At 63.9% G+C, this 26,634-nt stretch carries 26 protein-coding genes and 1 pseudogene; 12 read left to right on the top strand and 15 right to left on the bottom strand.

The window, feature by feature from the left end:
• Positions 1 to 35: 35 nt before the first annotated feature.
• Both AX735_RS24825 and AX735_RS24830 read right to left on the bottom strand, forming a co-directional pair.
• Positions 36 to 449: a hypothetical protein gene (locus AX735_RS24825; protein WP_156447398.1), complete on the bottom strand. Its 414-nt coding sequence runs from the start codon at positions 447 to 449 to the stop codon at positions 36 to 38.
• Positions 450 to 485: 36 nt separating this feature from the next.
• A complete protein-coding gene (locus AX735_RS24830; protein WP_137775441.1) occupies positions 486 to 878 on the bottom strand; it encodes a hypothetical protein in 393 nt (130 codons plus the stop codon).
• An 838-nt stretch (positions 879 to 1,716) separates the two neighbouring features.
• On the opposite strand from AX735_RS24830, the gene AX735_RS02485 reads away from it, so the two are divergent.
• The 6 genes from AX735_RS02485 to AX735_RS25545 all read left to right on the top strand — a co-directional run bounded on the left by AX735_RS02485 (position 1,717) and on the right by AX735_RS25545 (position 5,764).
• Positions 1,717 to 2,034, top strand: a complete 318-nt coding sequence (locus AX735_RS02485; protein WP_137775442.1) for a hypothetical protein — start codon at positions 1,717 to 1,719, stop codon at positions 2,032 to 2,034.
• A gap of 149 nt (positions 2,035 to 2,183) precedes the next feature.
• A complete protein-coding gene (locus AX735_RS02490; RefSeq protein WP_066275048.1) occupies positions 2,184 to 2,483 on the top strand; it encodes a hypothetical protein in 300 nt (99 codons plus the stop codon).
• Complete coding sequence (locus AX735_RS02495; RefSeq protein WP_137775443.1) at positions 2,483 to 3,589, top strand: hypothetical protein; 1,107 nt, start codon at positions 2,483 to 2,485, stop codon at positions 3,587 to 3,589. Before AX735_RS02490 ends, AX735_RS02495 begins: the two co-directional genes overlap by 1 nt.
• A 23-nt stretch (positions 3,590 to 3,612) precedes the next feature.
• Entirely contained in the window at positions 3,613 to 4,164 is a 552-nt protein-coding gene (locus AX735_RS02500; RefSeq protein WP_066275055.1) for a hypothetical protein, read from the top strand.
• Positions 4,165 to 4,175: 11 nt separating this feature from the next.
• A complete protein-coding gene (locus AX735_RS25540; RefSeq protein WP_066275059.1) occupies positions 4,176 to 5,282 on the top strand; it encodes a sel1 repeat family protein in 1,107 nt (368 codons plus the stop codon).
• A 2-nt stretch (positions 5,283 to 5,284) separates the two neighbouring features.
• The gene (locus tag AX735_RS25545) at positions 5,285 to 5,764 is read left to right on the top strand and encodes a DUF4384 domain-containing protein (RefSeq protein WP_066275064.1); all 480 of its coding nucleotides are present in this window, start codon (positions 5,285 to 5,287) and stop codon (positions 5,762 to 5,764) included.
• Positions 5,765 to 5,889: 125 nt separating this feature from the next.
• Here AX735_RS25545 and AX735_RS02515 read toward each other — a convergent pair whose 3' ends face one another.
• The 3 genes from AX735_RS02515 to AX735_RS02525 form a co-directional block, all read right to left on the bottom strand.
• Positions 5,890 to 7,770 carry a DNA/RNA non-specific endonuclease gene (locus tag AX735_RS02515; RefSeq protein ID WP_202189484.1) on the bottom strand — a complete coding sequence of 627 codons (1,881 nt, stop codon included), beginning with the start codon at positions 7,768 to 7,770 and terminating at the stop codon, positions 5,890 to 5,892.
• A 235-nt stretch (positions 7,771 to 8,005) separates the two neighbouring features.
• Positions 8,006 to 8,251 carry a hypothetical protein gene (locus AX735_RS02520; RefSeq protein WP_066275068.1) on the bottom strand — a complete coding sequence of 82 codons (246 nt, stop codon included), beginning with the start codon at positions 8,249 to 8,251 and terminating at the stop codon, positions 8,006 to 8,008.
• Between the two features lie 31 nt (positions 8,252 to 8,282).
• Positions 8,283 to 9,467: a S8 family serine peptidase gene (locus tag AX735_RS02525; protein WP_082750886.1), complete on the bottom strand. Its 1,185-nt coding sequence runs from the start codon at positions 9,465 to 9,467 to the stop codon at positions 8,283 to 8,285.
• 596 nt (positions 9,468 to 10,063) lie between these two features.
• On the opposite strand from AX735_RS02525, the gene AX735_RS02530 reads away from it, so the two are divergent.
• Positions 10,064 to 10,717: a Crp/Fnr family transcriptional regulator gene (locus AX735_RS02530; RefSeq protein WP_066275075.1), complete on the top strand. Its 654-nt coding sequence runs from the start codon at positions 10,064 to 10,066 to the stop codon at positions 10,715 to 10,717.
• Positions 10,718 to 10,775: 58 nt separating this feature from the next.
• Here AX735_RS02530 and AX735_RS02535 read toward each other — a convergent pair whose 3' ends face one another.
• From AX735_RS02535 to AX735_RS02565, 7 genes are all read right to left on the bottom strand, one after another.
• Positions 10,776 to 12,203: a tetratricopeptide repeat-containing protein gene (locus tag AX735_RS02535; RefSeq protein ID WP_446471766.1), complete on the bottom strand. Its 1,428-nt coding sequence runs from the start codon at positions 12,201 to 12,203 to the stop codon at positions 10,776 to 10,778.
• Positions 12,204 to 12,218: 15 nt separating this feature from the next.
• Positions 12,219 to 12,893, bottom strand: coding sequence for a hypothetical protein (locus tag AX735_RS02540; RefSeq protein ID WP_066275077.1), 675 nt, complete (start codon positions 12,891 to 12,893; stop codon positions 12,219 to 12,221).
• Between the two features lie 3 nt (positions 12,894 to 12,896).
• A complete protein-coding gene (locus tag AX735_RS02545; protein ID WP_082750887.1) occupies positions 12,897 to 14,597 on the bottom strand; it encodes a toll/interleukin-1 receptor domain-containing protein in 1,701 nt (566 codons plus the stop codon).
• A 323-nt stretch (positions 14,598 to 14,920) separates the two neighbouring features.
• Positions 14,921 to 15,478, bottom strand: a complete 558-nt coding sequence (locus AX735_RS02550) for a GNAT family N-acetyltransferase (protein ID WP_066275082.1) — start codon at positions 15,476 to 15,478, stop codon at positions 14,921 to 14,923.
• 20 nt (positions 15,479 to 15,498) lie between these two features.
• The gene (locus AX735_RS02555; protein ID WP_066275085.1) at positions 15,499 to 16,896 is read right to left on the bottom strand and encodes an efflux transporter outer membrane subunit; all 1,398 of its coding nucleotides are present in this window, start codon (positions 16,894 to 16,896) and stop codon (positions 15,499 to 15,501) included.
• Positions 16,893 to 19,979: a multidrug efflux RND transporter permease subunit gene (locus AX735_RS02560; protein WP_066275087.1), complete on the bottom strand. Its 3,087-nt coding sequence runs from the start codon at positions 19,977 to 19,979 to the stop codon at positions 16,893 to 16,895. Before AX735_RS02560 ends, AX735_RS02555 begins: the two co-directional genes overlap by 4 nt.
• Positions 19,980 to 19,990: 11 nt before the next feature.
• Complete coding sequence (locus AX735_RS02565) at positions 19,991 to 21,100, bottom strand: efflux RND transporter periplasmic adaptor subunit (RefSeq protein ID WP_231749990.1); 1,110 nt, start codon at positions 21,098 to 21,100, stop codon at positions 19,991 to 19,993.
• Positions 21,101 to 21,203: 103 nt separating this feature from the next.
• On the opposite strand from AX735_RS02565, the gene AX735_RS26215 reads away from it, so the two are divergent.
• The 5 genes and pseudogenes from AX735_RS26215 (at position 21,204) to AX735_RS02580 (ending at position 24,101) form a co-directional block, all read left to right on the top strand.
• On the top strand, positions 21,204 to 21,410 hold the full coding sequence (locus AX735_RS26215; protein WP_231749991.1) for a hypothetical protein: 207 nt from the start codon (positions 21,204 to 21,206) through the stop codon (positions 21,408 to 21,410).
• Positions 21,377 to 21,553: pseudogene (locus tag AX735_RS26220) on the top strand (response regulator); the annotation flags it as partial. The gene AX735_RS26215 and the pseudogene AX735_RS26220, both read left to right, overlap by 34 nt.
• A gap of 234 nt (positions 21,554 to 21,787) precedes the next feature.
• Complete coding sequence (locus AX735_RS26225) at positions 21,788 to 21,964, top strand: winged helix-turn-helix domain-containing protein (RefSeq protein ID WP_231749994.1); 177 nt, start codon at positions 21,788 to 21,790, stop codon at positions 21,962 to 21,964.
• Complete coding sequence (locus tag AX735_RS02575) at positions 21,961 to 23,631, top strand: molybdopterin cofactor-binding domain-containing protein (protein WP_082750888.1); 1,671 nt, start codon at positions 21,961 to 21,963, stop codon at positions 23,629 to 23,631. Before AX735_RS26225 ends, AX735_RS02575 begins: the two co-directional genes overlap by 4 nt.
• Before the next feature lie 14 nt (positions 23,632 to 23,645).
• On the top strand, positions 23,646 to 24,101 hold the full coding sequence (locus tag AX735_RS02580; protein ID WP_066275089.1) for a (2Fe-2S)-binding protein: 456 nt from the start codon (positions 23,646 to 23,648) through the stop codon (positions 24,099 to 24,101).
• 557 nt (positions 24,102 to 24,658) lie between these two features.
• Here the strand turns inward: AX735_RS02580 and AX735_RS02585 are convergent.
• The 3 genes from AX735_RS02585 to AX735_RS02595 form a co-directional block, all read right to left on the bottom strand.
• Complete coding sequence (locus AX735_RS02585; RefSeq protein WP_231749992.1) at positions 24,659 to 25,213, bottom strand: histidine phosphatase family protein; 555 nt, start codon at positions 25,211 to 25,213, stop codon at positions 24,659 to 24,661.
• A gap of 20 nt (positions 25,214 to 25,233) precedes the next feature.
• Positions 25,234 to 26,025: an adenosylcobinamide-GDP ribazoletransferase gene (locus AX735_RS02590; RefSeq protein WP_231749993.1), complete on the bottom strand. Its 792-nt coding sequence runs from the start codon at positions 26,023 to 26,025 to the stop codon at positions 25,234 to 25,236.
• A 1-nt stretch (position 26,026) separates the two neighbouring features.
• Positions 26,027 to 26,634 (bottom strand): nicotinate-nucleotide--dimethylbenzimidazole phosphoribosyltransferase (locus tag AX735_RS02595; RefSeq protein ID WP_202189485.1); only part of this gene is annotated, 608 nt, incomplete at its 5' end.

Below are 26,634 nucleotides of genomic sequence, written 5' to 3' on the forward strand. Positions count from 1 at the left end.
CCATGCAGCCCGGTGACCACACCCCAAATTACACCTCATTGACGGACGTGACCTATGTTTTCTTCGAAGCCTGTAACCGAGCCTGTCACAAGCAACGACTTTGGGTCGATGTCTTCAATTCTGTCGGACTGGATGTCAGTGCGGATATTGAAAATCCTGCTCTTTTCCGACATCCGCGCCAGCGACGCGATCACCAGATCGCGGGTCATCGCGCCTGAAGCGACAGCTTCGGACAGTGGAGAGGCATAGATTATTTCGTTTCCTGCCAGTCCAGAGCGTGCCAGCAGATCGTCCATGCATCTGAGCGAAGCATCAAAATTCGTCGTTGCACGCTCAGGGAGACCCTGCGGCCTCGCGTAGATGGCGGCCGATGAATTCTGTGCGCTGAGTGGTGCCAGGCTCAGTGAACCAGCCAACACCAAACAGAGTAATTTTGCACCAATTTTCATATAATGCTGCATATCTACCCCGCTCTGCAGCCGCGTTCATCGCCATCTTGCGGCACCAACACATGGACGAGTCTCGATGACTTCGAGACGCTCGACATAAACACCGCGATTTCCATTCGTCAATCGCGACCTATTGCTTATATCACCCCCGATGTCGACGTTCGTTTCACAGGAAATGCGGCTCGACCGGCTACCATCGAGGCTAGGATTGAGAATAGTCTGGGGAATGTACTGTGCGCCGCCTCCTCTGGAGCGGATACGGGCAATGGCAGCCTGATTGTTTGCCGGAATGATCGTGGAAAGCAAAACCCCATTACTGATCTTCTTTTTGGTCGGATCCGGCATATAGACCGTTGCCGGGCCGGCAATCGAAGGGGCACTTGCCAGCGTCAGGGCTGCCAGAAGAACGGCGCGAACGAACGTTTTCATTGTCTTTCTCCTTAGAAATCGATGGATCGGAACGGGGTCAACACACTTGGCCGGAGGTTCCGACCCGAACCCTAGTCCGGCGGAAGAGACCGAAATCGTAAACGATGGCTGTGCCGACATGTCCCGACGCTCGGCTGCCGCCACGGCCCACGCTTCCGACAGCAAGGCATGTTGAACTGCCGGGCGCAAAGGACAGGGCAGTGGCAGACCGGGCACTTCCGTTGGCCCGGGCAGACCCGCGCGTATCGGCATCGGAAATGGTACCGATTGATGTCCGTGCGCGTGACCTGTACCCCACTGCCACCGCGATCTGACTGCGGCTGGCTCCGTTCGCACGCGCATCGCCGCCAATTCGGCTCCCAAAGATAGAACCTGTTTCATTCGTAGCCCGGGTCCCGTGACCGATGCCCACCGCAATGGACGTCCCGGTATTTGCTTGCATGTCGGCGTTTCCGCGAACGCGGATCGCCTTGCCCTCGGCTGCCTGGCCAAGCGCGCTGCTTCCGATTATGAACAGTGCAAAATAGATCTTATGCATGGCGCGTCCTTTCTTGATGGATACCTGCCAATTGGAGCGGAACCTGATCAAGCTGTGCGTTAGTAAAAATAATTATTTTGATGGCTGCCAGGATACAGACGCGCCGGTCGGAACTCGAGATGGGAACGCGACAGCGGGCTTGGCCGAGCCGTGGTGCTAGGTTCGATGCCAAACAATGAGACGTTGAGTGCCTCAAAAATTTTTCGGGAAGTTTGCACAATCGGCCCCCTCCCCTCCCAACGGTGGAGTGTCGGCAGCGCTCAATCCGAGCCAGCGACAAAGATCGAAAGGAAATTCGTCATGCGTAACTCTATTGCAATGCTGGTAATGGCACTCTTGGTCGCCGCTCCGGCGAGCCAGGCATCCGCAGGGGCGATCAAGGTGGGCGGCGACGCTAGGCTGACCGCAAATATTGACGGCAATCAGATAAACACGGCGGTTGGAACAGATATCACCACCGGCAACTTTAATTCAGGCATCTACGGTCAGGTCGAGGTCGGCGGCGACGTAAATGCGACTACGCGGGTCAACGGTGACCAGATTGTCGTAGCGGTCGGGACCGACATTTGCGCGATCAACTCCAACGCAACCATGAGCAGCTACGCCCCCTGCCGCTGAGGCGCTGTCCGCCCCCGCCCCGCCAGGACATCTGGCGGGGCATTTTTTCGGCGGCGGTCGGGCGAGTATCTCCCCTCCAGGTGGCTTCAGCCAATGTGCGCGTCATCCGCCATCCGCCATCCGCAACCCGATCCGATGAGGAAACCATCATGCCCCAGGCAAACATATTCCGGCTCTGCCACCTGACATGGGCGGTGATCGCCCTTGGCGCGACATCTCCGGCGGTCTGTGCCAAGCCCGCAATCGGATTGGACGGAGCGCCCGCCATCGTCGACAGCGACTGCGGCCCAGAGCACCGCGACCTCAAGCCGCGCCTCGAAACGCCGGCCTCACTCGGCATCCCCAGCAAGGAACTGGATATGCTCGAACAGCGCATGTGCCTCGACCAAGGGGTCTTGAACATTCCGGGTCAATCGCCGTCGCGCCAGTGCCGACCAAATAACAGCTGATGGCCGACAATTCGCACAGGCCCGGCAATTGGGCAAACCATACGATGGTAGCCTGCAGGCCAAGCAGTGTTTCTTCCATCAACGACTATTGGTGCAGGCTTTTTGCTTGTTCCGATGACAAAAGACATTGCTGTCGGCTTGCGCAGTCCCCCATTTTGCGTATCCCATGGCCATATCCATCTGGATGGGGGCATTCTGTGCTGACAGATAGTGATGATTCGCGGTGGTTGACCGTGGAATGGCGGCGCACGCGGGAATTGATGCGGGCAAGGATCGTCGCGTTGGGAGGCGAGATATTTGCCGATATCGCCGATCACGGAACGGTAACTGATGCAGCATGGACCGGTTTCATCGAGCGGGTGGCAAAACAGTTGATGCAGAGGCCGGGCCCCGCTTCGGACTGTGCGCTGAGCTTGCTCGGCGACAGTCGGCCGCTGCGTCAGGCGCTCGAAGCCAGCGGGGCACGACTGATGGGCGAGGATGCACCGGCGATCCGCGTCGTAGCGGTCCGTCGCGGGCTGACCCGGATGCGCAACGCCGCGATCGGGGGCAGCGAACACCGGGCCAAGACATGGGGTCGCCTGGACCAGATCAGCCGGTCGGTTGCCGGACCCGATGCAACGAACCGTTGCACCATCGCCCATTTCCGCCTGCTCGCCGAGCATCTGCGCGAACATCATGCAAGCGATCGCAACCTGCCCAGGACGATCATCACGATAGAGGAATATTTTGCCGAATTCTGCGCGGACTGTGGACCCAGCGCGCTGGACAGCGACGCGGAAGTCGAGCGCCCGTTCTTGCCGGTGGAAGCCGATCTGCCCGAACTCGCCCGGTCAGGGCGCTTTTTGGAAGAGTGCCTGAGTCAGCTTGAGGATGAGCCGGGCTCGTTCGTCCGCGTTCATTTCAAGATGACCGACCCGGTGGAATTCAGCACCTCAGGCTATTGCCAGAGACAGAATATCGACCGGCGGCGTTTCTATCGGGTGCTGGAGGACGCGCTGTCCGCCCTGAGCACATGCCTTACAACGAAGGCGGAAGGGCTGTTCGAGCACCTTACCGGCTTCCAGTCGGGAAGCGAGCAATGGTCTCGCAACCCTGGAAACTAGACCAGATTGAGCGAGAACAAGCGATGACTTCAAGCCGCAAATCAAGCAATCTGCTTGCCCATGTGCTCGATCGACAGATCGAACCGGAGCAGGAATTTGACGACCTGTGGTTCGTCGATGCGGTAAGCGATCACCTGCACGGCGATGCTGCGCTGCCCGACGAGGTGGTGCGGCTGATCTGGACGTCGCCGTCTGCCCGCTCACTTTACCAGCGGATGCGCGCAGAACTCGCACGCGAGGCGACACAGAAATGGCGTCGGCACGGACACGCACTGGAGTTCGAGCGGCGCGCCGCCGACAGCTTGCAGGATTCCGACCGCTTTTCCGCGTCGGGCGTCACCATAAGGCTGCTCTACAGCCAGGCGACCGAGCGCTGGATGATCAGCCTGCAATTGAGCCGTGAAGCATATGAAGATCTGCCTCCCGGCCTCAATGTGCGCGTGACCGATGGCGGCGGGATGGTATGGCTGGAAGGCGCGCTTGATCGGCATGGCGGTCTGGACGGAAGCTGGACATCCGACGAAAGCCCGCAAGATCGATTGCGGGATCATCCGCTGTCCATCGACTTCTTCTAGGCGGGCTGCAGATGTCCGCTCCTGCCATTGCCCGGGCGAAGTTTCCCACCACGGGTCCCAGCGGTCCGGCGCTGGAAACCATCGTGGTGGAACGCCTGCCCATACTTGATCGGCAGCCGCGTTTTGCCATCGCCCCGGAAACGGACGACGCCATCGACATCCTGATGAGCGCAAGAGCAGGAGACGACCCGGCCAGGCGGCTCGACGGCGTTTCCATCGGCATCAGCAGTCGGCAATTTGGCGGCAAGAGCTTCGGGCTTGCCCTGGCGATTGCCGATCGCAGAGCCAGGGCGCTGGGCCATGACGACACGGTCGTTGTGGCGACAGGATGCGTGCTTCCCAACGAGCCGGGCAAGGTCGGTCCGGTTGATGGCTTCCCGCAGAAGGCGCTTCACGTGCTTGAGTTTGCCTTGCAGCAGCCCCAGGCGCCGATTTTCGCGTTTCCGGCCGTGAACTGGGATGCAGCGCCGGACGAGATCAAGGAACGGCTGCGATCGGCCGCGGGCGACCGGAAGCTGACATTGTGCCCCTGCGCGACGGTTGAAGATGCCAGCATCTGCTGGACGGCTCCACCCGCGCCGCGCCGCCGGTTCGCCATCATGGCCGCCGGTGCCGTAACACTGATCGCTATCCTGGGCGGCTGGGGATATTCGCTCCATGCGGCCAGGGCACCGCTGCGCGAATGCGAAGCGGGTGTGGAAGCATTTGGCGGCTCCGCCGCGGCATCCGGCATCGCCGCAACCGTGCGGGCATGCATGGCCGCAACAGCGAGCGCCCCCGACGACGGCAGGCCCCATTTTCTTCTGGGGCAAGCGCACGCCATGAACGGAAGCCAGCCACTCGCGTCACGCGCCTGGCATCGGGCTGCGCAGCTCGGCGATATCGACGGCATGGCAGCCTATGGCCGATATCTCTGGCTTTCGGATACCGGCAGTGCAGAAGCGGCGAAACGGGCCCTGTCATGGCTGGAACGTGCCGGGGAGGCAGGTTCTGCGGCCGCGGCCGAAGATGCAGGGTTCATCTATTTCGAAGGCGAAGCCATCCCCCGAGACGAGGTCGCAGCGCAGCGCTGGATGGCAAGGGCAAAGGCTCTGCGGCGCCGGAAGCAGGGAGGTTGAGCATGCCACCATCCAGTCGGAATCGTCATTATTGGCGCGCCCTGACCGCAGCTGGGCTCCTGTCGGCCTGCCTGCCGCTGTTCGATCTGCGCATGGATGCATTGGCGCAGGATGCGGCGCAGCCGATCGGGCTTCGGGCAAGATTCGACCGTCCGGAACCCGTGTTCGCGGTGGGCGAAACCCTGGCGCTCACCGTGACGACCGACCGCCCCGCATCCATCGAGGTCATAGAGATATCGCCTGCGGGCGATATCACGCGGGTTTTGCCGGTTCCTGGAAGCTCGCTGCTGACCGAGCCTGGCCGCCCCCTGCATCTGCCCCCGCCGGGCACGACGCTCAGGGCCGGTCCGCCTCCAGGGTCGAGCGAGCTGCGGATCATCGCGCGGGAGCCTGGCGGCCGCGCCGCCAGTGCCGATATGAAACTCGCCGGCAATCATCGTCGGCAGGAGGTCACGCTTCGTTATCGCACCATCGGCCCCTGATCGCGCGTTCGGACACTCGTGGCTCAAAAGCCAACCACGCGAGGCCTGCACGGGGGGCTTCGCGTGGTGGCAACCATCGCACCAGGCTTCTGACGCGCCGCAATGGCGCGACCGCGAACCAGCGCTTATTCCTGCTCGGCGATGAACTGAGCCAGTTGCGCGGAGTCATGCGGTATGACCTCGCGGAGCGGCATCGCCTCGAAATAGTCGAGATCGATCTTGCGGACCTCGTCCTGTCGCGAGAAGACCATGCTGGCAATGCCCTGCATCAGCTCTTCGAGACTGGTCTGCCCCGCCAGTCGCTCGGCCACGTCATGACCGAAGGCCTCCATCACGTCGATGGTTATCGGAAGCACATGCTCGCCCGGGTCCTTGTAGCCCGTCATGAGCTCGCGATCGAACAGCGCCTCGTCCCAATGCGCCAGCGCCGTTCCAGGGCCGCCATCGCGCTCGACCTCCATGCCGGCAAGCGCAGCCATTCGTTTGACTGCATCCGGATAGAAGCGACCAGTTTGAGCGTCGAACAACTGTGACCAATTGTCCCAGCCGATCCCGAGCGTGTGGCCGATCTCGTGGATGATCGTTCCCGCGATCTCGTCAGCGGTGAAATCAAGCAGATACCGGGTGTTGAACTCGACCTGGCCGTACCGAACCCCGTCCTGTTCATAGGGCTGGTAGGCGCGTGCGATCGTATTGCCGAGATGGGTAAACAGCCCCAGACGGATGACGATCGAATAGCGCGGAAGGACGAAGCGGTTCCAGAAGTTGCACGCCGCGCGCGCTCCGTTCCTTAGCCGGTCCCCTGCATCGTTGACGATCTTGTAGGTGATGATGTTCGCCCCTGTCGACGCCGGTGCGGCGACGATGCCGGCAGGCGGTTGCGGCGCAATAACAGGATCACCGGAAGCGGGGGCTTGCCCTCCCGGCTTGTCACCCCCGGAGCGATCGCTGGCGATCTCCTTGGCGCGCATGAGCCAGGAAAGCGTGTGCTGAAGAGTCTCGGCACGAGCCCTTTCCTCGCGCGTCGTCTGGCGGTGCTCGCCCAGCACCTGCTCGCTGGTCAGCCTTGCCTCTTCCTGCAGGTCCGCGATGAGCCCATCGATCGTCGATGCCACCGGCTGGGCCGCAGCGGGAACATCGAACTTTTCCTTCCACGTTTCGCGTCGACTCTCGATCGCCCGCATCAGGCGGCTCGGCGCATCGGCTTGCATCGCAAGCCTGGCTGTCTCATCCGATTCCTGCCCGATCACATAGGTCCGTGCCCACGAGTCGAAGAAGCGAAGCTTGGTGCGCCGCTCGATTTCCTCGCGGGTCGACGGATAGGCATCGGGATCGCTGCTGCGCGGCGCGGTCTGCGGGATGAGGAAGCAGTCGAGCTTGACGTTGGCGGGAGTTTCGTAAGGGTAGCGAACCGGATCGACGACCAGCGCGAAATAGGCCTCCGGCACCGGCACCAGCTTGCCCCCGTCGCGCGACACGTGCGGCGGATCATCGCCGAATACGGGTCCGACAATCACCCAGGCATAGTCCGCGCCGGGCTCGGTCTGGACGCCTCTGATCGCCTCCTCCAGCTTCGCCCACACACCCTGGTTGAGGACCTCGTACTGAGGGCTCATGTTCGACATCAGGAACGTCTCCATCTGCGCGAGACGTCCATATTGGCGGTTGATCACTTCATTGGGCGTCATGTGCCCGACATTGAGCGGAATGTTCCCGATCCTGCCGAACGTCCGGTTGCTCAACCGAAGCGCGGGGTCGAGCCGAACATCCGTATAATAGTGGAGAGGCCGCCTGAAATCGACCGCCGCCTCGGCATGCGCCACGCAATAGGCGGACCAGGCCGGCTGAAGCGTCTTGGGCGAAAATCCGACGACATAGCCCTGGTTGACCAGTATTTGGACGGGCCGATCAGGATCGAGATTCTGCGGCGCGCCGCGCCACAGGTGCAGATCGAGATGATGCGCCATCCCGGCGCTCAGCGGATGTATAGTGGTGTGATCGATCATGATATCCCCCATGGCGCCCCTGAGCGACAAACCGCCGGTTGCCCCCGAAGTTTCGATGAAAGCCGAATGGTTTAAGTTTGGTACTCACCCGCAGGCACAAACGTACAAGGGCAACGCCGTAAACTCAGCAAATCCAGGGCGCTTGTTCCCGTGCTCGGCTCCAAAGAGAATGGCGTGGCCTGACGTTGCTGTAATCGCTGCGCCACATTGCCCGCATCTTGGCAGCAAGATGAGCTTATTGAATAGGATCGCCAGGCGGCGCGATCTGCACCGGAAAGTCCACGTCCACGCTCTGGAATACGGGCAGTTTCCGCAAGTTGTCCAACTGCGAGAGCTGCCCGGTCCCCAGGATCATATGAATTTCTCCCAAGGGCCGACTAATCTTCACCTTCGCTAGATTAAGGGCCTGCATAGCCTGTTCCATCGACGCATCTGCAGCGATGCTGAAGATCATATCCACGTCATCAGGCTTGTGGGGCATGGCGTTACCTCTGAAGCGAGGTTACACCCTGTCAGGGGGCTTGCACAAGCCCCGCTCCCACGTCGCTAACGGGATGCGGCAAAGCCTGGGCTAAGGTCTTCAACCGTGCAGCCAGCGCTGCGCCGCGATATCCAGCGTTAGATTCAGCGATTAGCGCTGCAATTCCGGCAACATGTGGCGTCGCCATGCTGGTTCCGGAGAACGTCCCATACTGCCGGGGCATTGGCAGCGAAGAAAAGACATCTACGCCCGGCCCTGCTATTTCGATCTTGCCGCCGTTTGAGAAGGTCGCGACATTGTGGTTGACGTCAAGTGCCGCGACCGCAACCACGCTAGGCGAATTTGCTGGCGCCCCGGTGGGATAAATGTAGCTGGGTCGGTTGCTGTCATTGCCAGCCGCGGCGATGATCAGGCTGCCGGCCGCCAATGCGCGCTGTGCCGCCTGTTCATAAAAGACCTGCGGACCTGCCTTAGAGCCGAGCGACATAGAAATTACCTGGCAGCCATTGGCAATTGCCCAGTTGATGCCCGCCAAAATGCCGCCCACGGAGCCTATCCCGCTGTTGGATAGCACTTTGCCTGCGAAGATATGAGCATTATGGGCAATACCGTACCGCGGAACCTTTGCTGGAGCGCGCGGGCCACAGGCTGTGCCGATGCAATGCGTGCCATGGCCATGCAAGTCTTGCACTTGTTGACCGGGAACAAAGCTACTGGGCGTGATCAGTCGTCCGACGAAGTCAGGATGCTGGAGGTCCATGCCTGTATCGAGTACGGCGACCTTGATGCCCTGGCCGGTATACTTGCTGTTAAGAACGCCTGTCGCTATCAAGCCCCAAGTAGCATTCGCGGCAGCCGTAACCGGATCCGCGCTGGGAAATGCGAAGAGTTCGGGCTCAATGCTGAGAATCGCTGGCGCCGCTTCGACCATGTCACTGCTCAAAGTGCCTACCGGCATACCGGCGGGGGTCAAAATGGCCGTGCCTGTTTCCTCGAATAGCAATGTTACCGCGTCGCCGACCTGATCCATGTCGACATCGCTGCCCCCCCAGTCACTGGCCGCAGCCATCGGGCCGAGATCGCTGAGAGCCGCCACCATATCGCCGGTCTTGGCATCACCATTGAACGTGATGATCTGCCGCCCGGTATATGGCAGTTGTCCGTCGGCAACGGCAGCAGCAAAAAGTTCATCCGGTCCTGTTGTCAGTGTATTCATGATACGGCTCCCTTCTCGAATATTGGGAGGTTAAGGTGCGATTGCGCCCATGGCGCGTGATGGCAATCACGCCTTCAAGCCATATGAATCTATTTATCGGCGTTTTTTTCCGACTTTATCATGACATTTGCTTCGAGGTGATCTCCCTGCAACTTCGCTCTCGTCGCCAGTGTGACTGCATACCTTGTCACCTGACGCGGCTGATCGCGTTGTTAGAGTTGGGCGGTGAGCGAGGCGTCCACCAATCCGACGAAATCGTCTGCGCCGACGCATATTATCCGTCCCATCGATCTCGGATTGCCCTTCTTGTCACAAATCGCTGCAATTACCCGCTGTCCCGCTAAAGCTGCTACCATCTCAGGATAGAATCCTGTGCTCGCTGATCTGTGCTTCTTCACCATCGGCTTGGCATTAATGTTACTCCAGATTATCTTGCGGCATGCTTCGGATCGTTTCATCGCCATCAGTCAAGCCTGGCAGCTGCGGCGCCATTTCTGTCGATGGTGTGCGCGTGATTGCCGTCACGCCCGGCGCGGGCTTCGCCGACATCTTCGCGCCCACCCGCCGCCCGACCTTGTTCGCTGCCAGGGCCTCTCATGGACAGGGTTGAGCGGCTTGCCGCGCTGGCATCCTTCTTTGCTTGCAGCGCCGCGGAGGCGGAGCGGCTCAACAACGCCATGGCCTTCGTGACCTATGCCCATGGCCAGACGCTGATCCATCAGGGCGATATGGGGGCAAAGGTCTGGATCGTGCTGGCCGGCCAGGCGCAGTTGCAGGTGATCGGCGGCGATGGTCAGGTCCAGTTGCTGATGGCGCACGGCCCGGGCGAACTGTTCGGCGCCTTGCCGCACGAGCGCGTGTTCGTATCGGACGTGATCGCACGAGACCGGATCGCGGTGCTTGAAATTGCCAGCATCAGCCTCAACCGCCTGATGCAGGAAGAAACGCGGATCGGCAGTGGCCTCGCGATGATCCTGGCACGCCAGTATCACGCTGCGCTCGACCGCATGGCCGCGCGCATCACGCTGTCGGCCACGGGCAGGGTCTGTGCTGAACTGCTCAACGCGGCGGGCGACGGGGACAGCATCGCCCCGCCGCCGGTGGTCGCAGCATTAGGCCTGATGGCGCAGACCACCCGCGAGACCGCCTCTCGCACGATCAACGGACTGATGCGGCGCGGCATTGTGCGGCGCGAGGCAGACCGGCTGACCATCGTCTCGCGCAAATTGCTCGAGGACATGGTCATCTAGCAGGTCGCGGCGAAAGGCCGGGCCAAGGTATCGGGCTCGCACCTGCGCGGACTTAAGGTTAGATGACGCTCCAGATCGGTTCGCGACCCGATGGCAGCGGCAGTTCGCCCAACTCTTCCACGGTCCCGTCCCACCCGGCCAGGACCAGCGCCATGGCGGTGGGCTCGTCGCTGACCACCGTACCGGGATTGGCCACGGCCGCAAGCGCAGCTGCGCGCTGCAGAAGCGGCGAAGGGGCGTCATCGGGATCGCCGGGCGCCACCAGGATCGCCGCACGACCGCTGGTGCCAGCGCTGGCGAGACGCCGTGCCTCGGTCGCCGCCGACAGAAGATCAGCGTGAATCGACCATGTCTGCTGATCCGCCCATACAAAGGTCTGCAAGCTCTGACGGGCAATGTCCGGGCTGGGCCTGGAATCTGCCGACCGCGCCGCCTCGATGATCGTCAAGGGTCGACCGCTATCCCGCCACGACGCCAGTTGCGGACGCAGGCCTTCGCCCTTGCCGAGCACGGTGACCGCACCGGCCTGGCTGGCAAGGACCTGAGCGTTGCGCACCGCGCGCCCCATCGCCACCCGGTCGGCATAGTCAACGGCGAGCGGGAGCTTGGGATCGCCGAGACCATAAGCCGTGACGGTGCTGGCCTGCGCCAGCGCCTCATCAAAGCGGCTGGTCCAGCGATCGCCGAACGCGGCGACGGAAATCTGACGAAACTGATCGACAGGATAGGGCAGCACGACGTGCAGCTCGGCCGCCGGGCATTCAGCATCGCGCCAGGCGGTAAAGGCTTCCGCAAAGAGCAGGTCTGCTCCGGCAGCCAGAGCGCCGAAAGCAAAGCCCGGGCGCTCGCTGGCGATGAACTGCGCGATAGCCGCGACGACATCGGAAGCGTCGGGGTCGAGGCCGGTAATCCCGCTAAAATGGATGCTCGGCGGCGGTCGGTGCATGTCGAGCCATGCTGCATCCCAGCCTTTCTCGGCCAGGATCAGCGCGAACTGTTGGATGGTCGCGGCGTGATCTTCCCAGGCGTGCGGCTGCCGGGCCATCGCTGTGCCCAGCGCGGCGCGCGCCTCGGCCTCGTGATCGAGCAGCAGCAGGGCCTCGGCCCGCGTCGCTTCGCGCCAATAAGGCGTTTCGCCTTCGGCGGGATCGGCAGCGATCAGGTCGAGGACGTCCTCTGCAAAGCGCCGGGCCTGTACGGGCTTGCCGGCGAACAGCGAGAGCGACGCCGCGTTGATCAGCGGATAGCTCGATCTCGCGATCTCCGCCGCCCTTGCATAGAGCTGCGCCGACTGATCGAACAGCCGCGCCCGGCCGGACCCTGCACCTGCACGCTTGGCCCGATCCTTGACGAGCCTCGCCTGCAGGGTCAGCGCCTTTGGATCGCTCGCAGAATCGAGCAGGCCATGCTCCGCCATCAAGGACCACGCCCGCTCCGGTGAGCCGGAACGGGCGAGGCGCAGGATTTGGGTGTAAGGGTTCAGCAAGGGACGACAGGCCTGTTATTCGAAGAATTCGATCATGCTGGCCCCGTTGGGTGGATGAATTCCGCCGTGATTGAGCATCGGCAACTCTGTTCCGGGCGCATGAGGTTCCTTGGGCGGGCGTGGCTTCTTGAACACCGGCGATATGGCGTCATCGGAATCGACGAAATCGAACACGATGGGGAAGCGCGCATACGAGCCAGCGTTCTTTGCCTTGTCGAGGGCGCTCGACGCGTCCACCACAAATGAACACACGGTCGGGTGCTTGCTGCCCGGCAATTTATGCTGCTTCGCATCGGTAATTATCGGGCTCTCTGGCATGCCCTCGATCGCCAGCGGCGTCACGATCTTGTCGCCGAAATAGGTTGCGGCATCATGAAGCGGACCGACGACACCATCCTCTGCCGCGTCTTGCACATGGCTGTGGTCGCCGCTGATCGCCACGAACACCAGACACGGCTGCGCGGGGTCGAAGGCCAGGTCGATCCCGCGGGGCGCATGCGTCGAGGCAGCGGGTTCCCACGATTTCGTCGCATCGCCCTGCTCGATCTCTTTCAACGCTTCTTCCAAAGTGCCCTGAGACCCGCGCCTGAAGGCCGTCAGGACCTTTGCGTAGCCCTTGTCGGCCACGTCCTTGCTGTTGCCAATCACGAACAGGAAGATGTGTTCATGGACAGGTGCACTCTCACTCATCGCTCATTCCTCCAACCGCTTGCGAAAATTGTCCAGATTTGATCGCCAGTCCGCCCGTTCAGGATCGAGCTGCGTGAGTTCCTGTGCGATCCGCAAGGCCGTCGTCAGCATCGCGCGCCTCACCGGCGGCGCCTCGAAGGATGCGAGATAGCCATAGATTTCCATCCGCTGCGACTTGATCTTGCGGTTGTCCGGGTGTGTCGAGGCAAGCCGGTCGGCCAGCTGCAAGGTCTTGCGCCGGACGCTGCCGGCATCATCGCGCCGGCCCGCCTGTTCCAGCGCGACGCTGTGCCACATCATGTTGAAGACCAGATCATAGGGCGCGCGCGAGGCGACCTTGTCGTCGGCAGCCAGCCGCTCGCCGAGCTCGACCGCGATCCGGCACTTGCCGAGCGTGGAATCGTCGACCGCTCTCGCCAGCCCATCGATTGCGCACAGATTGCCCGCGACCAGCGCCGTAGCCCGCCGCCATTCGGGGTCGCCGCTTTTCCAGGCCCGCAGCCCGGACAGCAGCGCCCAGCTCTGCCGGAGCTCGGCCTCGGCCTGTGCAGCTTTCCCTTCGGCTTCGGACAGAACGGCCAGGCGATTGAGGCTGAGGGCGTGATCGAATTGGCGCTCCGGATCGTCCGGCGCATCACCGAGCAGGCTCAGGGTCGTGCGCGCCCTCTCGGTGAGATTGCGCCGCGCCAGCGCATAATCCTTGCGGAAGATGGCGTCCTCGCCGAGCCGGCCGATGACCCGCGCACGCCGTTCCAGACTGTCGGGCGAGAGCGCAGCCAAGCTTTGCTGCCCTTCGTAATAGGCAAGGGCGCGCTGGTTTACGCGCGCCATCACCGCAACCCCCGCAGTGCCGGCAAGGTCTTCTTGCAGATCGGTCAGCATGAATTCGATCAGCCCCTCGGCCGCAGCCTGTTGCCGTTGCGCTTCGCCGCGCGCTTTGAGGGCGATCGCTGTCATCACCGCCATCACTAGGGCAATCGCGCAGGCCAGCCCCGTGACGGCCATCACGCGCCTTATCTGCCTTTGGCTGTCGCGCTGCACCAGCGCATCCAGCGGCACCCCGATGACGCCGGCCACCACCTTGAGGAACCCGAGGCGATAGCCATCGCCTTGCTTGCGCAGGTCCGCCGCCAATGGTTCGCAGCCGTCCTGCAGCAGCGCCGGGAAGGCCTCGCGGGGTTCTCCGTCGATCAAAGCCGCGAGGATCGGCCGATCGGGATGCAGTTCGCGGAACAGCGCGATTTCGCGCGCCACCCATTGCGAGGCCCTGGCCTCGGGCGAGCAGAGCACAATCAGCGCCTGCGAGGACGCGAGCGCGTTGCGCACGCTGGCCGAAAGATCCGTTGCGGCGGCGAGGTCCTCACGATCGCGAAATATCGTGCCGATCCGGCCATCGCCCCCCACCGGACGCAAGTGCCGCGGCAGGCGATACCGTTCGAGCTTGCGATGCAGCCGCTGTGCGGCAGCGAAGTCCGCGTGGCTATAGCTCAAAAATGCCCGAAAGGATGGTGCAGCCGCGCTTCTCCCCTCGCTTGCCTCCACGTACCTGCCCCCCACCGCACGACAACTGAGTCCATGTAATCGTACGGCACTCGATAGTAGTTCATCTGTACTCAAAAGGCTACAGGCCTTAAATTGAGAGGTCGTTCGTCTGACGGTTTGAATCCTGCTTTCTTCCTGCGGATTTAAGGCGCGTCCGATCATCTGGGCCTAAGCTGACCGCATGAAATCGAGTAGGTTCAACGAAGCACTGATCGTTGCGATATTGAAGGTGCAGGCGACTCGTACGCGGATTGCGGTTGCTTGCCCGGTTCACACCGCAGCCATAACTGCCAGTAAGGTACACCTCCTTCACCGGCAGGGCGAGCGTGGCCGCAGGCGTGTCTCCGGGCAGGCTGGTCATGTACCAGCCGGACCAGATTAGACCCAGAATGATGACCGCGCGCAGCCAGTGCAGCATGCGCATCGAAAGCGGGTATTTCGTCAGCTGTTCAGCGGCGTCTGTTATGGAATGCACTTCCCCAGGATCAGATATTGCGCAGGCCGCCCTCGAGCCGAACGGGGTTCTTCGTCTTCATGAAGCGGAACATTTCCCCGTCACCGGGCAAGCCTGTGCTGCTCGATTGGTCCGGCTCCGAATGGCGTTCGTTGAAATATTCGACGATGTGGAAACCGCAGACATTGACGTAGAAGTGGATGTTGCGCTTCTCGAAACAGGGCGTGGCGGTTTCCCAGCTGCGCGTTTCGGGAAACATCGCCTCGATCGCGGACCATGCTGCCTTGCCTAATCCACGGCTGTGCTGATCGGACGAAATATACAGAAGGTCGAGCGAATTTGCCTGGGTATCGCGGTTGATCGTCACGACCGCGCCACCGACACGGCGGCCCTCCCGCAGGATCTGCAACACGATCGCATGGGGTGCGGACAGCGCCTTGTCCAGTTCGGCATCCGACGGTATCGGGCCGTCCGGCAAGCCACCCATCTCCTCGACCACGGCAACGGCGAAGGCTGCCTGCAGCTCACGCTTGAAGGCAGGGTAATCGGCCGGGGTGGCGGGGCTAAGTGTTATGGAGCTGCGGCTCATGTCTTCGTCCTGTCGTTGTTTCAGGCACCGCCGCCCAGGGCGCGGTAGAGCGCGGTCGCGCTGGTGAGCTCGCCGTGGCGAGCGGAAAGCAACGCCTGCTGCGCAGCATAGAGCGTGCGCTGCGCATCGAGCAGTTCGAGCCGACTGGTCACCCCGGCCCGGTGCGAAAGACGGGTCAGAGACAGCCTGCGTTCGGCCTGTGCCACCACGGCGTTCTGCGCATCAAGTTGCGTCGTGAAGGTCGCTCTGGCGGCAAGGCCATCGGCGACCTCGCGAAAGGCGGTCTGGATCGCCTTTTCGTACGTGGCAATCGCGATCGACGTGCGCACGCGCGACAGGTCGAGCGAGGCCTTCAGCTCGCCACCGCGAAAGATCGGGACGGAAAGCGCGGGGGAAAACGACCAGCTCTGGTTGGCCGACTGGAACAGCGATTGCAGCGCGAGGCTGGCAAAGCCGAACGCCCCGGTGAGCGACAGGCGCGGGAAAAAGGCCGCGCGCGCCGCGCCGACATCCGCATTGGCAGCGCGCAACTCGTGCTCCGCCTGCATGATGTCCGGTCGGCGGGTGAGCAGATCGGACGGTGTATCGGCGGCGAGCGCGGTGCGGATCGGCTGGCCCATCAGGTCGATCGGTTCGGGCAGGTCCGTCAGCATGGGATAGCCGACCGCCAGCACCAGCGCATGGCTCGCCTGCATGTGCTCGCGCTGCTGTTGCGCCAGATCGGCCTCGGCCTGGCGAACCTGCCCCTCGGCTTGGGCGAGATCCATCCCGCCCGACTGGCCTGCGGCGTGACGCTGCTGCGTGAGGCGCAGCGAATCCTGCCAGTCGGCCAGGGTCGCCCGGTTCAGCCGCAGCTGCTCGTCGGCCAGCCGTTCGGCCAGATAGGCGTCGGCAACCGCCCCGATCACGGCCAGCCTGACCGCGCGCTGGCCCTCGCGCGAGGCCAGATAGCGCTCGCTCGCGGCAGCATTTTGTGCACGCAGCCGACCGAACAGGTCGATCTCGAAGCTGGTCAGCGCCGCCTGCGCCGTCACCTGGCCGAAGGTGATGCCGGTATTTTCTCCCGGGGTCACGCCCACCCCTGCCCCCGCCACGCCCGAAGACTGGCGCTGGCGGGTATAGCCGGCATCCAGATTGACATTGGGCAGGCTCTGCGCCCGCTGGATACCGATCTGCGCGCGCGCCGCTTCGGCGTTCAGCGCCGCGATGCGCAGGTCGCGGTTTTCGTTCAGCGCCAGCGCGATCAGCCGCTGCAGGCGCGGATCGCCGAACATCGCCTGCCTTTCGGGCACCGCTTCACCTTCGAGCGCCACCGGATAGGCTGCAGCGACCGGCGGCGGCGGCAGATCGAGCCGGGGGGTCAGCGAGCAGGCGGTCGTGGCCAGCATCAGCCCGAGAACAAGCACGCGCGTCGTCATGCCTTTCCTGCCTTCCAGCGTTCCGCCAGCCCCAGAACCGCCGCAAAGAAGACGGGCACGAAGATCACGGCCAGGACGGTGCCGGTGATCATTCCGCCGAACACGCCGGTGCCGATCGCCGTCTGCGTTTCCGCGCTCGCCCCGCGCGCCAGCATCAGCGGCACGACGCCCAAGGTGAAGGCCAGGCTGGTCATGATGATCGGGCGCAGACGGACCCTGGCGGCCGTCATCGCTGCGGCCATCGGTCCCATGCCCTGTTCGCGATAGCGCTTGGCGAATTCGACGATCAGGATCGCATTCTTGGCGCTGAGCCCGATGATCGTGATCAGGCCGACGCGGAAGAAGATGTCGTTGGACAGGCCGCGCAGCAGCACAGCAGCCACCGCGCCGATCAGCCCCAATGGTACGACCAGCAGGACGGAGGTCGGGATCGTCCAGCTTTCGTAGAGCGCGGCCAGCACCAGGAAGACGACCAACATCGACAGCGCGAGCAGCAAGGGGGCCTGGGCACCGGCCTCGCGTTCCTGCAGCGATGCCCCGGTCCAGTCGATGCCGAAGCCGCGCGGCAGGCGGGCGGCGATCGCTTCCATCGCCTTCATCGCATCGCCGCTCGAAACGCCGAGCGCGGGCGAGCCGGTGATGCTGATCGAGGGATAGCCATTATATTTGGACAGTTGCAGCGGACCGCTTTCCCATGTGACCGCCACCAGCTCGGACAGCGCCACCGCCCCACCCGCCGCGTTGCGGACGCGCATCGCCAGCACATCGCCGATGTTCATGCGATGCGGCGCATCGGCTTGCACGATCACCTGCTGCAACCGGCCCTGGTTGGGGAAGTCGTTGACATAGGAACTGCCGAGCGCGGTGCCGATCATGTCGGTGATCGCGGCAAACGATACACCCATCGCGCGCGCCTTGGCCCGGTCGATGTCCAACCGGATGCTCGTCCCGCTCGGCAATCCGTCGGCATAGACATTCGCGAGCTTCGGGTCGCTGGCAGCAAGCTGGAGCAGCTGGTCACGCGCCGCTTCCAGCGCGGCGCGCCCCTTGCCCGCGCGATCCTCCAGGCGCAGCGTGAACCCGGACGAAGTGCCAAGTTCCTCGATGGCAGGCGGCATCATGTTCATGACCGTGCCTTCGTGCACCGCCTTGGCCATGGCTGCGTCCGCCGCAGCGATCTCCGCGCGGGCATCGGCCTCGGGCTTGAACATCGTGTAGATCATCGCGGCATTGGCCCCCGAGCCGGAAAAGCCGAAGCCGAGAATGGCCTGAGTGGTCAGCACCCCGGGCCGGGTTGCGGCGAAACGCTCGAACGCGCTCACCGCTTCCATCGTGCGGCTGGCGGTCGCGTCTGCCGGAAGCTGGAACGTGGTCATGTAATAGCCCTGATCCTCCTCGGGCAGGAACGAAGAGGGCAGATTGACGAAGCCGATGCCCATCAGCCCGGCGAGCAGTACGAAGATCGCCATCATCCGCCCGGTCTGCTTCAGCAGACGTCCGACCCAGGTCTCGTAAGCCGTGCTCGTCCGATCGAACCAGCGGTCGAAGGCGCGGAAGAAGCGGTGCTTCGGCCGCTCGCGGTCGACGGGCTTGAGCAAGGTGGCGCACAGCGCAGGCGTGAGCGTGAGCGCGAGAAAGGCAGAGAGCAGGATCGACACCGACATGGCGACGGCGAACTGGCGATAGATGGTGCCTACCGAACCCGAGGCAAAGACCATCGGTATGAACACCGCCGACAGCACCAGTGTTATGCCGATGATCGTCGGCGTGATTTCCGCCATCGCGCGGATCGTCGCGTCGCGCGGGCTCAACTTCTCCTCGTGCATCAGCCGCTCGACATTCTCGACCACCACGATGGCGTCATCGACGATGATGCCGATCGCGAGCACCATGCCGAACATGGTGAGCACGTTGATCGAAAAGCCCGCGAGCAGCATCACCGCGATGGTCCCGAGCAGCGCGATCGGCACGACGATGGCAGGGATCAGCGTGTAGCGGACGTTCTGGAGAAACAGGAACATCACCAGGAACACGAGCACCATCGCCTCGGCGAGCGTGTGCAGCACCTTCTCGATCGATGTCTTGACGAAGGGCGCGGTGTCGAAGGGGGCCGACCAGCTCACGCCTTCGGGAAAGCCGGGCGCAAGCTCGGCCATGCGTGCATTGACCGCCTTCGAGACGGCGACGGCATTGGCGCCGGGCGAAAGCTGGATCGCGGCGGACGCGGCGACCTTGCCATTCTCGCGCGTGGCGGTGCCGAAGCTCTGGCGGCCCAGCTCGATCCGGGCGACCTTGTCCAGCGTGACCGAAGATCCGTCCGCATTGGCCTTCAGGATGACCGCGCCGAAATCCTCCGGCGTCTTCAGCTGCCCGTCCGCGGTGAGCGGCACGGTGACCCGCTGCCCCCCGCTCGTCGGCTCGGTGCCCAGCGAGCCAGGCGCGATCGGGATGTTCTGTTCGGCAATCGCGGCGGTCACGTCGCTGGCCGTCAGGCCGAATCCCGCCAGTTTCGCCGGATCGATCCAGATGCGCATCGCGCGCTCGACCGAAAAATTCTGGACCCGCCCGACGCCCGGCAGGCGCTTGAGCTCGTCGACGATGTTGCGTGTCATGTAATCGGCGAGCGCGACCTCATCGAGCCGACCATCGTCCGACATCAGGCTGACGATGAGCAGGAACCCCGAGGACGCGGATTCGACGGTTACTCCTGTCTGGCGCACCGCCTGGGGCAGGCGCGCCTCGATCGACTTGAGCCGGTTCTGCACATCGACCTGCGCCATCTCCACATTGGTGCCGGGGCGGAAGGTCGCGGTGACGGTCGCGCTGCCCGAGGTATCGGCGCTGCTCTCGAAATAGAGCAGGTTCTTCACCCCGGACATCTCGCGCTCGATCAGCGAGACGACGCTGTCGTTGAGCGTCTGCGGCGTCGCTCCGGGATAGCTGGCATAGATGCTCACGCTGGGCGGCGCGACGCTGGGAAAGCGGGCGACCGGCATCTGCGGCAGCGCGATGACGCCTGCAAGCACGATGGCTATCGCGATGACCCAGGCGAAGATGGGCCGGCCGATGAAGAAACGGGGCATCAATGGACCTTTCAGCGCTGGCGCCAGGGCCGGGTATCGACCGGGGTATTGGGCTGGACGCGGTCCTGCCCCTCGACGATCACGCGCTCGCCCCGGCGCAGGCCCGACACGATCACGTACCGCCCGTTCACCAGCGACCCCAAGGTGACGCGGCGGGCGCGCACGCGGTCCTGCTGCCCGACGACGCTGACCTGCGCCTTGCCCTCGGCATCGCGGGCGACGGCCTGCTGCGGCACCGTCAGTGCGGCAGACGGCTTGCCCTGCGGCAGGCGGGCACGCACGAACATGCCCGGCAGCAGCAATTCGCCTGGGTTGTCCACCGCGACGCGCACCAGCACGTCGCCGGTGCCGGGATCGACCGCGATGCCCGAAAGCAGGATGCGACCCTTGACCGGATGCACCTGGCCCGAGGCGTTCACGATCTCGACCAATCCATCGCCCTTCCCCGCCGCGCGCATCGCGGCATAACGTTCGACCGGCTGGCGGATGTCGACATAGACCCGGTCGATCTGCTGCACGGTCGCCATCGCATTGGCGTCTCCGGCCGTAACCAGCGCGCCTTCAGTTATGTTCGCAGCGCCGATCCGCCCGGATATGGGCGAAGTCACCCGCGAGAAGCCGATATCGAGCTGACGGCGGCGCAGGATCGCGCGTGCCTCGCCCACCTCGGCTGCGGCTTGGTTGCGGGCGGCGACCGCATCGTCATAGCTTTGCCGCGAAATGGCATCGGCAGCGACCAGCGGTTGCAGCCGCTCGGCCTGCCTTTTCGCGCGCGCAAAGGCCGCCGAGGCCTTGGCCAGCGTCGCACGCGCGGTATCGGCATCAGCGCGATAGGGGGCGGGGCTGATCTGGAACAGCGGCTGCCCGGCGCGGACCATCGCGCCCTGCTCGAACAGCATGCGCTGGACAATGCCGCCGACCTGTGGCCGGATCTCCGCCGTCCGCCAGGCAATGACGCGTCCGGGCAGTTCCTCCACCGGCGCAACGGTCGACGGGGCGACCGTGATGACCGAGACGGTGACCGCCTCTGGCGTGGCCTGGGCCTGGGTACTGCCGCTGCAGCCGGTCAGCGCAGCGCTGCAAGCCAGCAGGATCGGGCCGGTCAGGCACCGGAGGGTCAATCTGGTCTTCATACGGTCTCCGACCGCGACACCGATATGGGTGGCGGTGGAGGCCATGTGGAGCCATCGCGTCGAAGCTTGGTTGGCCTTGTGTGGAGGAATCGTGGACGGGGCTGGCGAGCGCGGCCTCGGCGTGCAAATACACCGCCAGACGCACGAGAATGAGGTTGATCGCGTGAGTGCTCTGGTCCTGATCGCAGAAGACGAGCCCGAAATCGCCGAGATTGCCATCGCCTATCTCGAGCGCGAGGGTATCGCACCGTCCATGCGCTCGATGGCAAGGTGGCGCTCGAACTGCATCTGGCGCTGAAGCCGGATATCGTGCTGCTGGACGTCAACATGCCGCGGGTCGATGGCTGGGGGGTGCTGGCCGAACTGCGCCGCCGGGGCGATACGCCGATCATCATGACCACCGCGCTCGACCAGGATATCGACAAGCTGCAGGCGCTGAGGATCGGGGCGGACGATTATGTCGTCAAACCCTATAACCCGGTAGAGGTGGTCGCGCGGGTCAAGGCGGTGCTGCGCCGGGTGTCGGGGGCGAGCACCGGGGGCGTGGTTCGCGTCGGCCGGGTCGAGATCGATGCCGAAAGCCATCTCGTGGTGGTCCATGGCGACGGTGGTGCGACCCATTTGTCGCTGACGCTGACCGAGTTCCGCATCCTCGCCCATATGGCACGCGCGCCGATGCGCGTGTTCTCGCGCGGCGAACTGGTCGATGCCTGCCTGCCGGGCGCCGAAGCGCTCGACCGGACGGTGGACAGCCATCTGAGCAAGCTGCGCAAGAAGCTGGAAGCCGCCGGAGCCGCCGGCATGCTGAGCGGCGTACGCGGCGTCGGCTACCGGCTTGCCGGCGTGGCATGAGACAGCCAGGCTCGCTGGGGAGACAGCTCGCGTTCTCGATGGTGACGGTCACCGTCTCCATGGTCCTGCTGACGCTGGTGGGCTTCTATATGACCTACTGGCTGGTCCTGAAACTTGCGCCATCGCTGCTGGGGCCCGAGGATTCGCTGATCCCCAACGGGGCCGATATCGCGGTGATCATCGTGATGAGCGCGCTGGGGCTGGTCATCGCAAGCCGGGTGGCCTTCCGGATGGCCGTACGCATCGTCGAGCCGGTCACTGCCGTCGCCCATGCAGCGCGGCTGGTTGCTGGCGGCGACCTCTCCGCGCGCGTCACAACCGGCAGGACATCGTCGGGCGAGATGACCGTCTTGGTGGACGATTTCAACGCCATGGCCGGCAGGCTGGAGCGGATGGCCAGCGATGCGGTCGCCTGGAATGCGCAGATCGCGCACGAGTTGGAACCACCCAGTGCGACGGCCGAATGGGATGGGGACCGGCTCGAATGCTGGGCCTGTGTCCAGGACCCTCAGGGTACGCGCGATACGCTTGCCGAGGCGCTCGGCATCGACAAGGCCAATATCAAGGTCACGCCGACCTGGCTGGGCGGGGCTTTCGGACGCAAGTCCAAGCCCGATTTCGTGGTCGAAGCGGCGCTGATCGCGCGCGAGATTGGCAAGCCGGTCAAGGTGACCTGGACCCGCGAGGACGATATTCGTCACGGCTATTATCACTCGGTCAGTGCACAATATTGCGAGGCGGGTCTCGACGAGAAAGGAAAATGCACCGCCTGGCTCCATCGCACGGTCTTTCCGCCGATCAGTTCGACCTTCGACAACAGCGTGACCGAGCCGAGCGACGGCGAGATGAGCATGGGGGCCACAGACATGCCCTTTGCCATGCCGAACCTGCAGATTGAGTCCGGCAATGCCAGGAGCCATCTCAGGATCGGTTGGCTGAGATCGGTCGCAAATGTCTATCACGCTTTTGCGGTGCAAAGCTTCGCGGCGGAGCTGGCGCATGCAGCTGGGCGCGACCAGAAGGACTATCTGCTCGAGCTGATTGGGCCCGCGCGCAAGATCGACCCGGCCGCCGAGGGAGCCACCTATGGCAATTACGGGGCCGAGCTCGGCGAGTATCCCATCGACACCGGTCGACTGCGCCAGGTGGTGGAAAGGGCTGCAGCCATGGCCAAATGGGGGCGCAAGCTGCCCAAAGGCCGGGGCTTGGGGATTGCAGCGCACCGCTCGTTTCTCAGCTATGTCGCCACCGTGGTCGAAGTCGCGGTGAGCGCGGATGGCACGCTGACCATCCCGGGCGTATGGGTGGCGGTAGATGCAGGAACCGTCATCAATCCGCGGCATGTGCGCGCGCAGATGGAAGGCGGAACGATCTACGGTCTGTCGAACGCGCTCTACGGTGCGATCACCGCAAAGGATGGCGCGGTGGTGCAGGACAATTTCCCGAGCTGGCGGCTGATGCGGATGGGCGAGGCACCGCGGGCCTTTGAAGTGGAGATCGTCGCTTCCGACGCGCCACCCGGCGGAGTCGGGGAGCCACCGACGCCGCCAGCAGCGCCGGCGCTTGCCAACGCGATTTTCGCGGCCACCGGCCACCGTCTGCGCACGCTGCCGTTTATCGGAGCGGACGGTAGCAAGCTGGCACTGCCCACCAAGCAGAGCGCATAGGACAAAGGAAAAATATGGCTATTTCGCTAAAGGTTAACGGAAAACCCCGCACCGTCGATGCCGCACCGGGCACGCCGCTACTTTGGGTGCTGCGCGATCACTTGGGCTTGACCGGCACGAAATTCGGCTGCGGTGCGGCGCAGTGCGGCGCATGCACGGTGCATGTCAATGGCGAGCCGACGCGCGCGTGCGTGACGCCGCACGATTCGCTCGCCGACGCCGAAATCGTCACGATCGAAGGTGTCTCCGGCGCGGCGGCGGAGGCAATCCGCAACGCATGGATCGCCAAAGATGTACCGCAATGTGGCTATTGCCAGGCGGGCCAGATCATGTCGGCAACCGCGCTGCTGAAGTCAAACCCGGCACCCGACGATGCCGCGATCGATGAGGCCATGAGCGGCAATCTTTGCCGATGTGCAACCTATATGAGCATCCGGCGCGCTATCAAGGAAGCTGCAGCGACACTATGATTCTGCCATGGCGAGGCTTGCGGCCAGTCCCCCTTAAGGTTCCGACGGAGCTGCACAGCGCCGCAAGACTTCCTCCCAATTGACGACCTGCCACCAGACGTCGACATGGTCTGCGGGGCGGCTGTGAATAATGCGAGGATGGACACGGTCACAGACATCGTTGCGCAGTCGCTGAACGTCCTGGCGCTCGGCCACAGGCCATTGCAATGTTGTGTGAGCCTCTCGGTCGACCGAATATCACGGCCCAAGCCGGGCATGGTGTGTGGCCGCGATTGTGAAGGCGCTGACGCCTAGTTTATGGAATTCCCGCCAGAAGCGATCCTTCAAATCCACCATTTTTAGTCGTCCCGGTCACTATCCTTGCGAAATCAAGAATGGCCGCTTCTAATGTAACCGGTCGTTCGACCTACGTTGGCGAACGACCGCTTCGTTTCCTGCGCCCAGCTCGAGTGTTTGCTTCTGACAAGACCCTGTAGCGCGACTTTGAGGGGGACGACCAACGTTGCCGCACCTCATCCAGCAATTGTCACCGGCACCAATTGGGACAGGTCAACTCACTAAGAGCAGTAACCGCAATGACCATCGTCCGGAATTGCTATCTCAACCGCATCGCCAGGAGCCGGAACCAGTCTCGGCCATTCGCGGACGGGCACGCCATTCAGGGTGCCTGCAATCGCTGCGATCGGCCCACCATGGGTGACGACCAGCCCACGCTGCCGGGGTAGCTCGCGCCACGCGGCAAGCGACCGGGCTGCGAGTTCCATTGTGGTCTCTCCGCCTCCGGGACGGAAGCGCGCGGGATCATCGATCATCCCATCCATCGCATCACCCGTCTCGCGATAGATGGCAGACCAGCTTCGCCCCTCCCAGCTACCAAAATCGCGCTCTTGCCAGGCCGGATCGGCGCTGGCGTCCAGTCCGGAAAGCGCCGCGATGGCTTGCGCGAGCCGCTGCGCGCGGCGAAGGCCCGAATGCAGCACGATGTCCGGCTTCCACCGCGCCAGATCGGGTGCCAGCGCCCGCACCTGCGCCGCCCCTGCCCGGCTGAGGCCCATGTCGCTCTGCCCATAGCACCGGCCCCGCCATGCACGCGCGACTTCGGTATGCCGCACCAGCAGAACCTTGGCGCACATCAGCAGGCAGCGGTAGCAGCCAGCAGCAGGATGAGCTGACCGGCATAGGCCGCAAAGCCCAGGCAATCGCCGGTGCTGCCCCCCAGTCGGCGCAGCAGTAGCGCGCGGAACCAGAGCAGGAACGCCGCTGCACCCAGCAACGCGCCGAGCAGGTGCATCGGCCGATCGATCGCAAATCCCAGCAATCCGGGCAAGGCCGTCGCCATGGCTGCGAGGAGGGTGGAGAGCCCCACCCCCGCGCCGATGTCCTTGGCAAGGCCAGTCCCCTGCGGCGCCGGAGAAACAGCCGCCATCAGCAAGACAACGAGCAGCCGACCGAACGTGGCCGACGCGACAATGGCAGCGAGCGCCTGCAACGGGGCCATGCTGCCGAGCACCGCCACTATCAGCGCTGCGCGCAGGCCGACCGCGAGTATCAGTCCCAGGCTGCCATAGCTGCCGATGCGGCTGTCCTTCATGATCCGCCGAACATCCTCCGCGTCATGGCCGCCCCCAAAGGCGTCGCAGAAATCGGCCACCGCATCCTCGTGAAACGCGCCGGTCAGCCGGGCCTCTACCGCCAGCGCGATCAGCACCGCGACCCATGCTGGCCAGAGGCTGGCCGCCGCGAGCGCGACCGCCCCCGTGATGGTACCGATACCCGCACCCACAAGCGGAAACCATGCCACGGCACGCACCAGCCCGGTGGCAACCTGGCCTGCGGTCAGCGCGGCGGTGCCGGGCACGGGAATGCGCGTGAGAAACTGGACCGCCAGTAAGGTGGGTGCCCAGAAGGGCGGTCTGTCATGCATATCAGGCCCCGATATCCGCAAGCAACGCCACATCGCTGAGCAGCGCCGCAGCGCTGTCCAGCAGCGGCAGCGCGACCAGCGCACCACTGCCCTCGCCCAGTCGCATCTGCCATTCGAGCACCGGGGCGAGGCCCAGCTGCGCCAGCGCTGCGCGATGGCCCGGCTCGGCGGAGAGATGGCCCGCGATCATCGCCGCACGCGTGCCGGGGCACAGCCGTTCGGCGATCAGCGCGGCGGCGGTCGTCACATAACCGTCGAGCAGCACCGTCGAGCCCTGCCGGGCTGCTTCGGCGTAGAAGCCTGCCATTGCGGCGATTTCGAACCCAGCGATCGCGGCCAGCGCCGGTTTGTCGGTGCGCCCGCCGAGCCGACCAACGGCTGCGGCCACGATGTCGCGCTTGACGCTGCGCATCGCCGCATCCGCCCCGGCGCCATGGCCGGTCGCGGTGTCGGCGTCGATGCCGGTCAGCGCATGGGTGATGCACGCCGCCGCCGTGGTGTTGCCTATCCCCATTTCCCCCGCGATCAGCAGACGATAGCCGGAGGCGACCGCTGCCCGCGCCTCGCCAGCACCGAGCGCCCAGGCCGTGTCGAACTGCTCCACAGACA

It is taken from the genome of Blastomonas sp. CCH1-A6 (assembly GCF_001556365.1).
Lineage (GTDB): Bacteria > Pseudomonadota > Alphaproteobacteria > Sphingomonadales > Sphingomonadaceae > Blastomonas > Blastomonas ursincola.

What these genes read in the sequence shown, in the direction of transcription:
- AX735_RS24825 (WP_156447398.1), bottom strand. Translation starts at nt 449, where the DNA reads ATGAAAATTGGTGCAAAATTACTCTGTTTGGTGTTGGCTGGTTCACTG.
- AX735_RS24830 (WP_137775441.1), bottom strand. Translation starts at nt 878, where the DNA reads ATGAAAACGTTCGTTCGCGCCGTTCTTCTGGCAGCCCTGACGCTGGCA.
- AX735_RS02485 (WP_137775442.1), top strand. Translation starts at nt 1,717, where the DNA reads ATGCGTAACTCTATTGCAATGCTGGTAATGGCACTCTTGGTCGCCGCT.
- AX735_RS02490 (WP_066275048.1), top strand. Translation starts at nt 2,184, where the DNA reads ATGCCCCAGGCAAACATATTCCGGCTCTGCCACCTGACATGGGCGGTG.
- AX735_RS02495 (WP_137775443.1), top strand. Translation starts at nt 2,483, where the DNA reads ATGGCCGACAATTCGCACAGGCCCGGCAATTGGGCAAACCATACGATG.
- AX735_RS02500 (WP_066275055.1), top strand. Translation starts at nt 3,613, where the DNA reads ATGACTTCAAGCCGCAAATCAAGCAATCTGCTTGCCCATGTGCTCGAT.
- AX735_RS25540 (WP_066275059.1), top strand. Translation starts at nt 4,176, where the DNA reads ATGTCCGCTCCTGCCATTGCCCGGGCGAAGTTTCCCACCACGGGTCCC.
- AX735_RS25545 (WP_066275064.1), top strand. Translation starts at nt 5,285, where the DNA reads ATGCCACCATCCAGTCGGAATCGTCATTATTGGCGCGCCCTGACCGCA.
- AX735_RS02515 (WP_202189484.1), bottom strand. Translation starts at nt 7,770, where the DNA reads ATGATCGATCACACCACTATACATCCGCTGAGCGCCGGGATGGCGCAT.
- AX735_RS02520 (WP_066275068.1), bottom strand. Translation starts at nt 8,251, where the DNA reads ATGCCCCACAAGCCTGATGACGTGGATATGATCTTCAGCATCGCTGCA.
- AX735_RS02525 (WP_082750886.1), bottom strand. Translation starts at nt 9,467, where the DNA reads ATGAATACACTGACAACAGGACCGGATGAACTTTTTGCTGCTGCCGTT.
- AX735_RS02530 (WP_066275075.1), top strand. Translation starts at nt 10,064, where the DNA reads ATGGACAGGGTTGAGCGGCTTGCCGCGCTGGCATCCTTCTTTGCTTGC.
- AX735_RS02540 (WP_066275077.1), bottom strand. Translation starts at nt 12,893, where the DNA reads ATGAGTGAGAGTGCACCTGTCCATGAACACATCTTCCTGTTCGTGATT.
- AX735_RS02545 (WP_082750887.1), bottom strand. Translation starts at nt 14,597, where the DNA reads ATGATCGGACGCGCCTTAAATCCGCAGGAAGAAAGCAGGATTCAAACC.
- AX735_RS02550 (WP_066275082.1), bottom strand. Translation starts at nt 15,478, where the DNA reads ATGAGCCGCAGCTCCATAACACTTAGCCCCGCCACCCCGGCCGATTAC.
- AX735_RS02555 (WP_066275085.1), bottom strand. Translation starts at nt 16,896, where the DNA reads ATGACGACGCGCGTGCTTGTTCTCGGGCTGATGCTGGCCACGACCGCC.
- AX735_RS02560 (WP_066275087.1), bottom strand. Translation starts at nt 19,979, where the DNA reads ATGCCCCGTTTCTTCATCGGCCGGCCCATCTTCGCCTGGGTCATCGCG.
- AX735_RS26225 (WP_231749994.1), top strand. Translation starts at nt 21,788, where the DNA reads ATGCGCGTGTTCTCGCGCGGCGAACTGGTCGATGCCTGCCTGCCGGGC.
- AX735_RS02575 (WP_082750888.1), top strand. Translation starts at nt 21,961, where the DNA reads ATGAGACAGCCAGGCTCGCTGGGGAGACAGCTCGCGTTCTCGATGGTG.
- AX735_RS02580 (WP_066275089.1), top strand. Translation starts at nt 23,646, where the DNA reads ATGGCTATTTCGCTAAAGGTTAACGGAAAACCCCGCACCGTCGATGCC.
- AX735_RS02590 (WP_231749993.1), bottom strand. Translation starts at nt 26,025, where the DNA reads ATGCATGACAGACCGCCCTTCTGGGCACCCACCTTACTGGCGGTCCAG.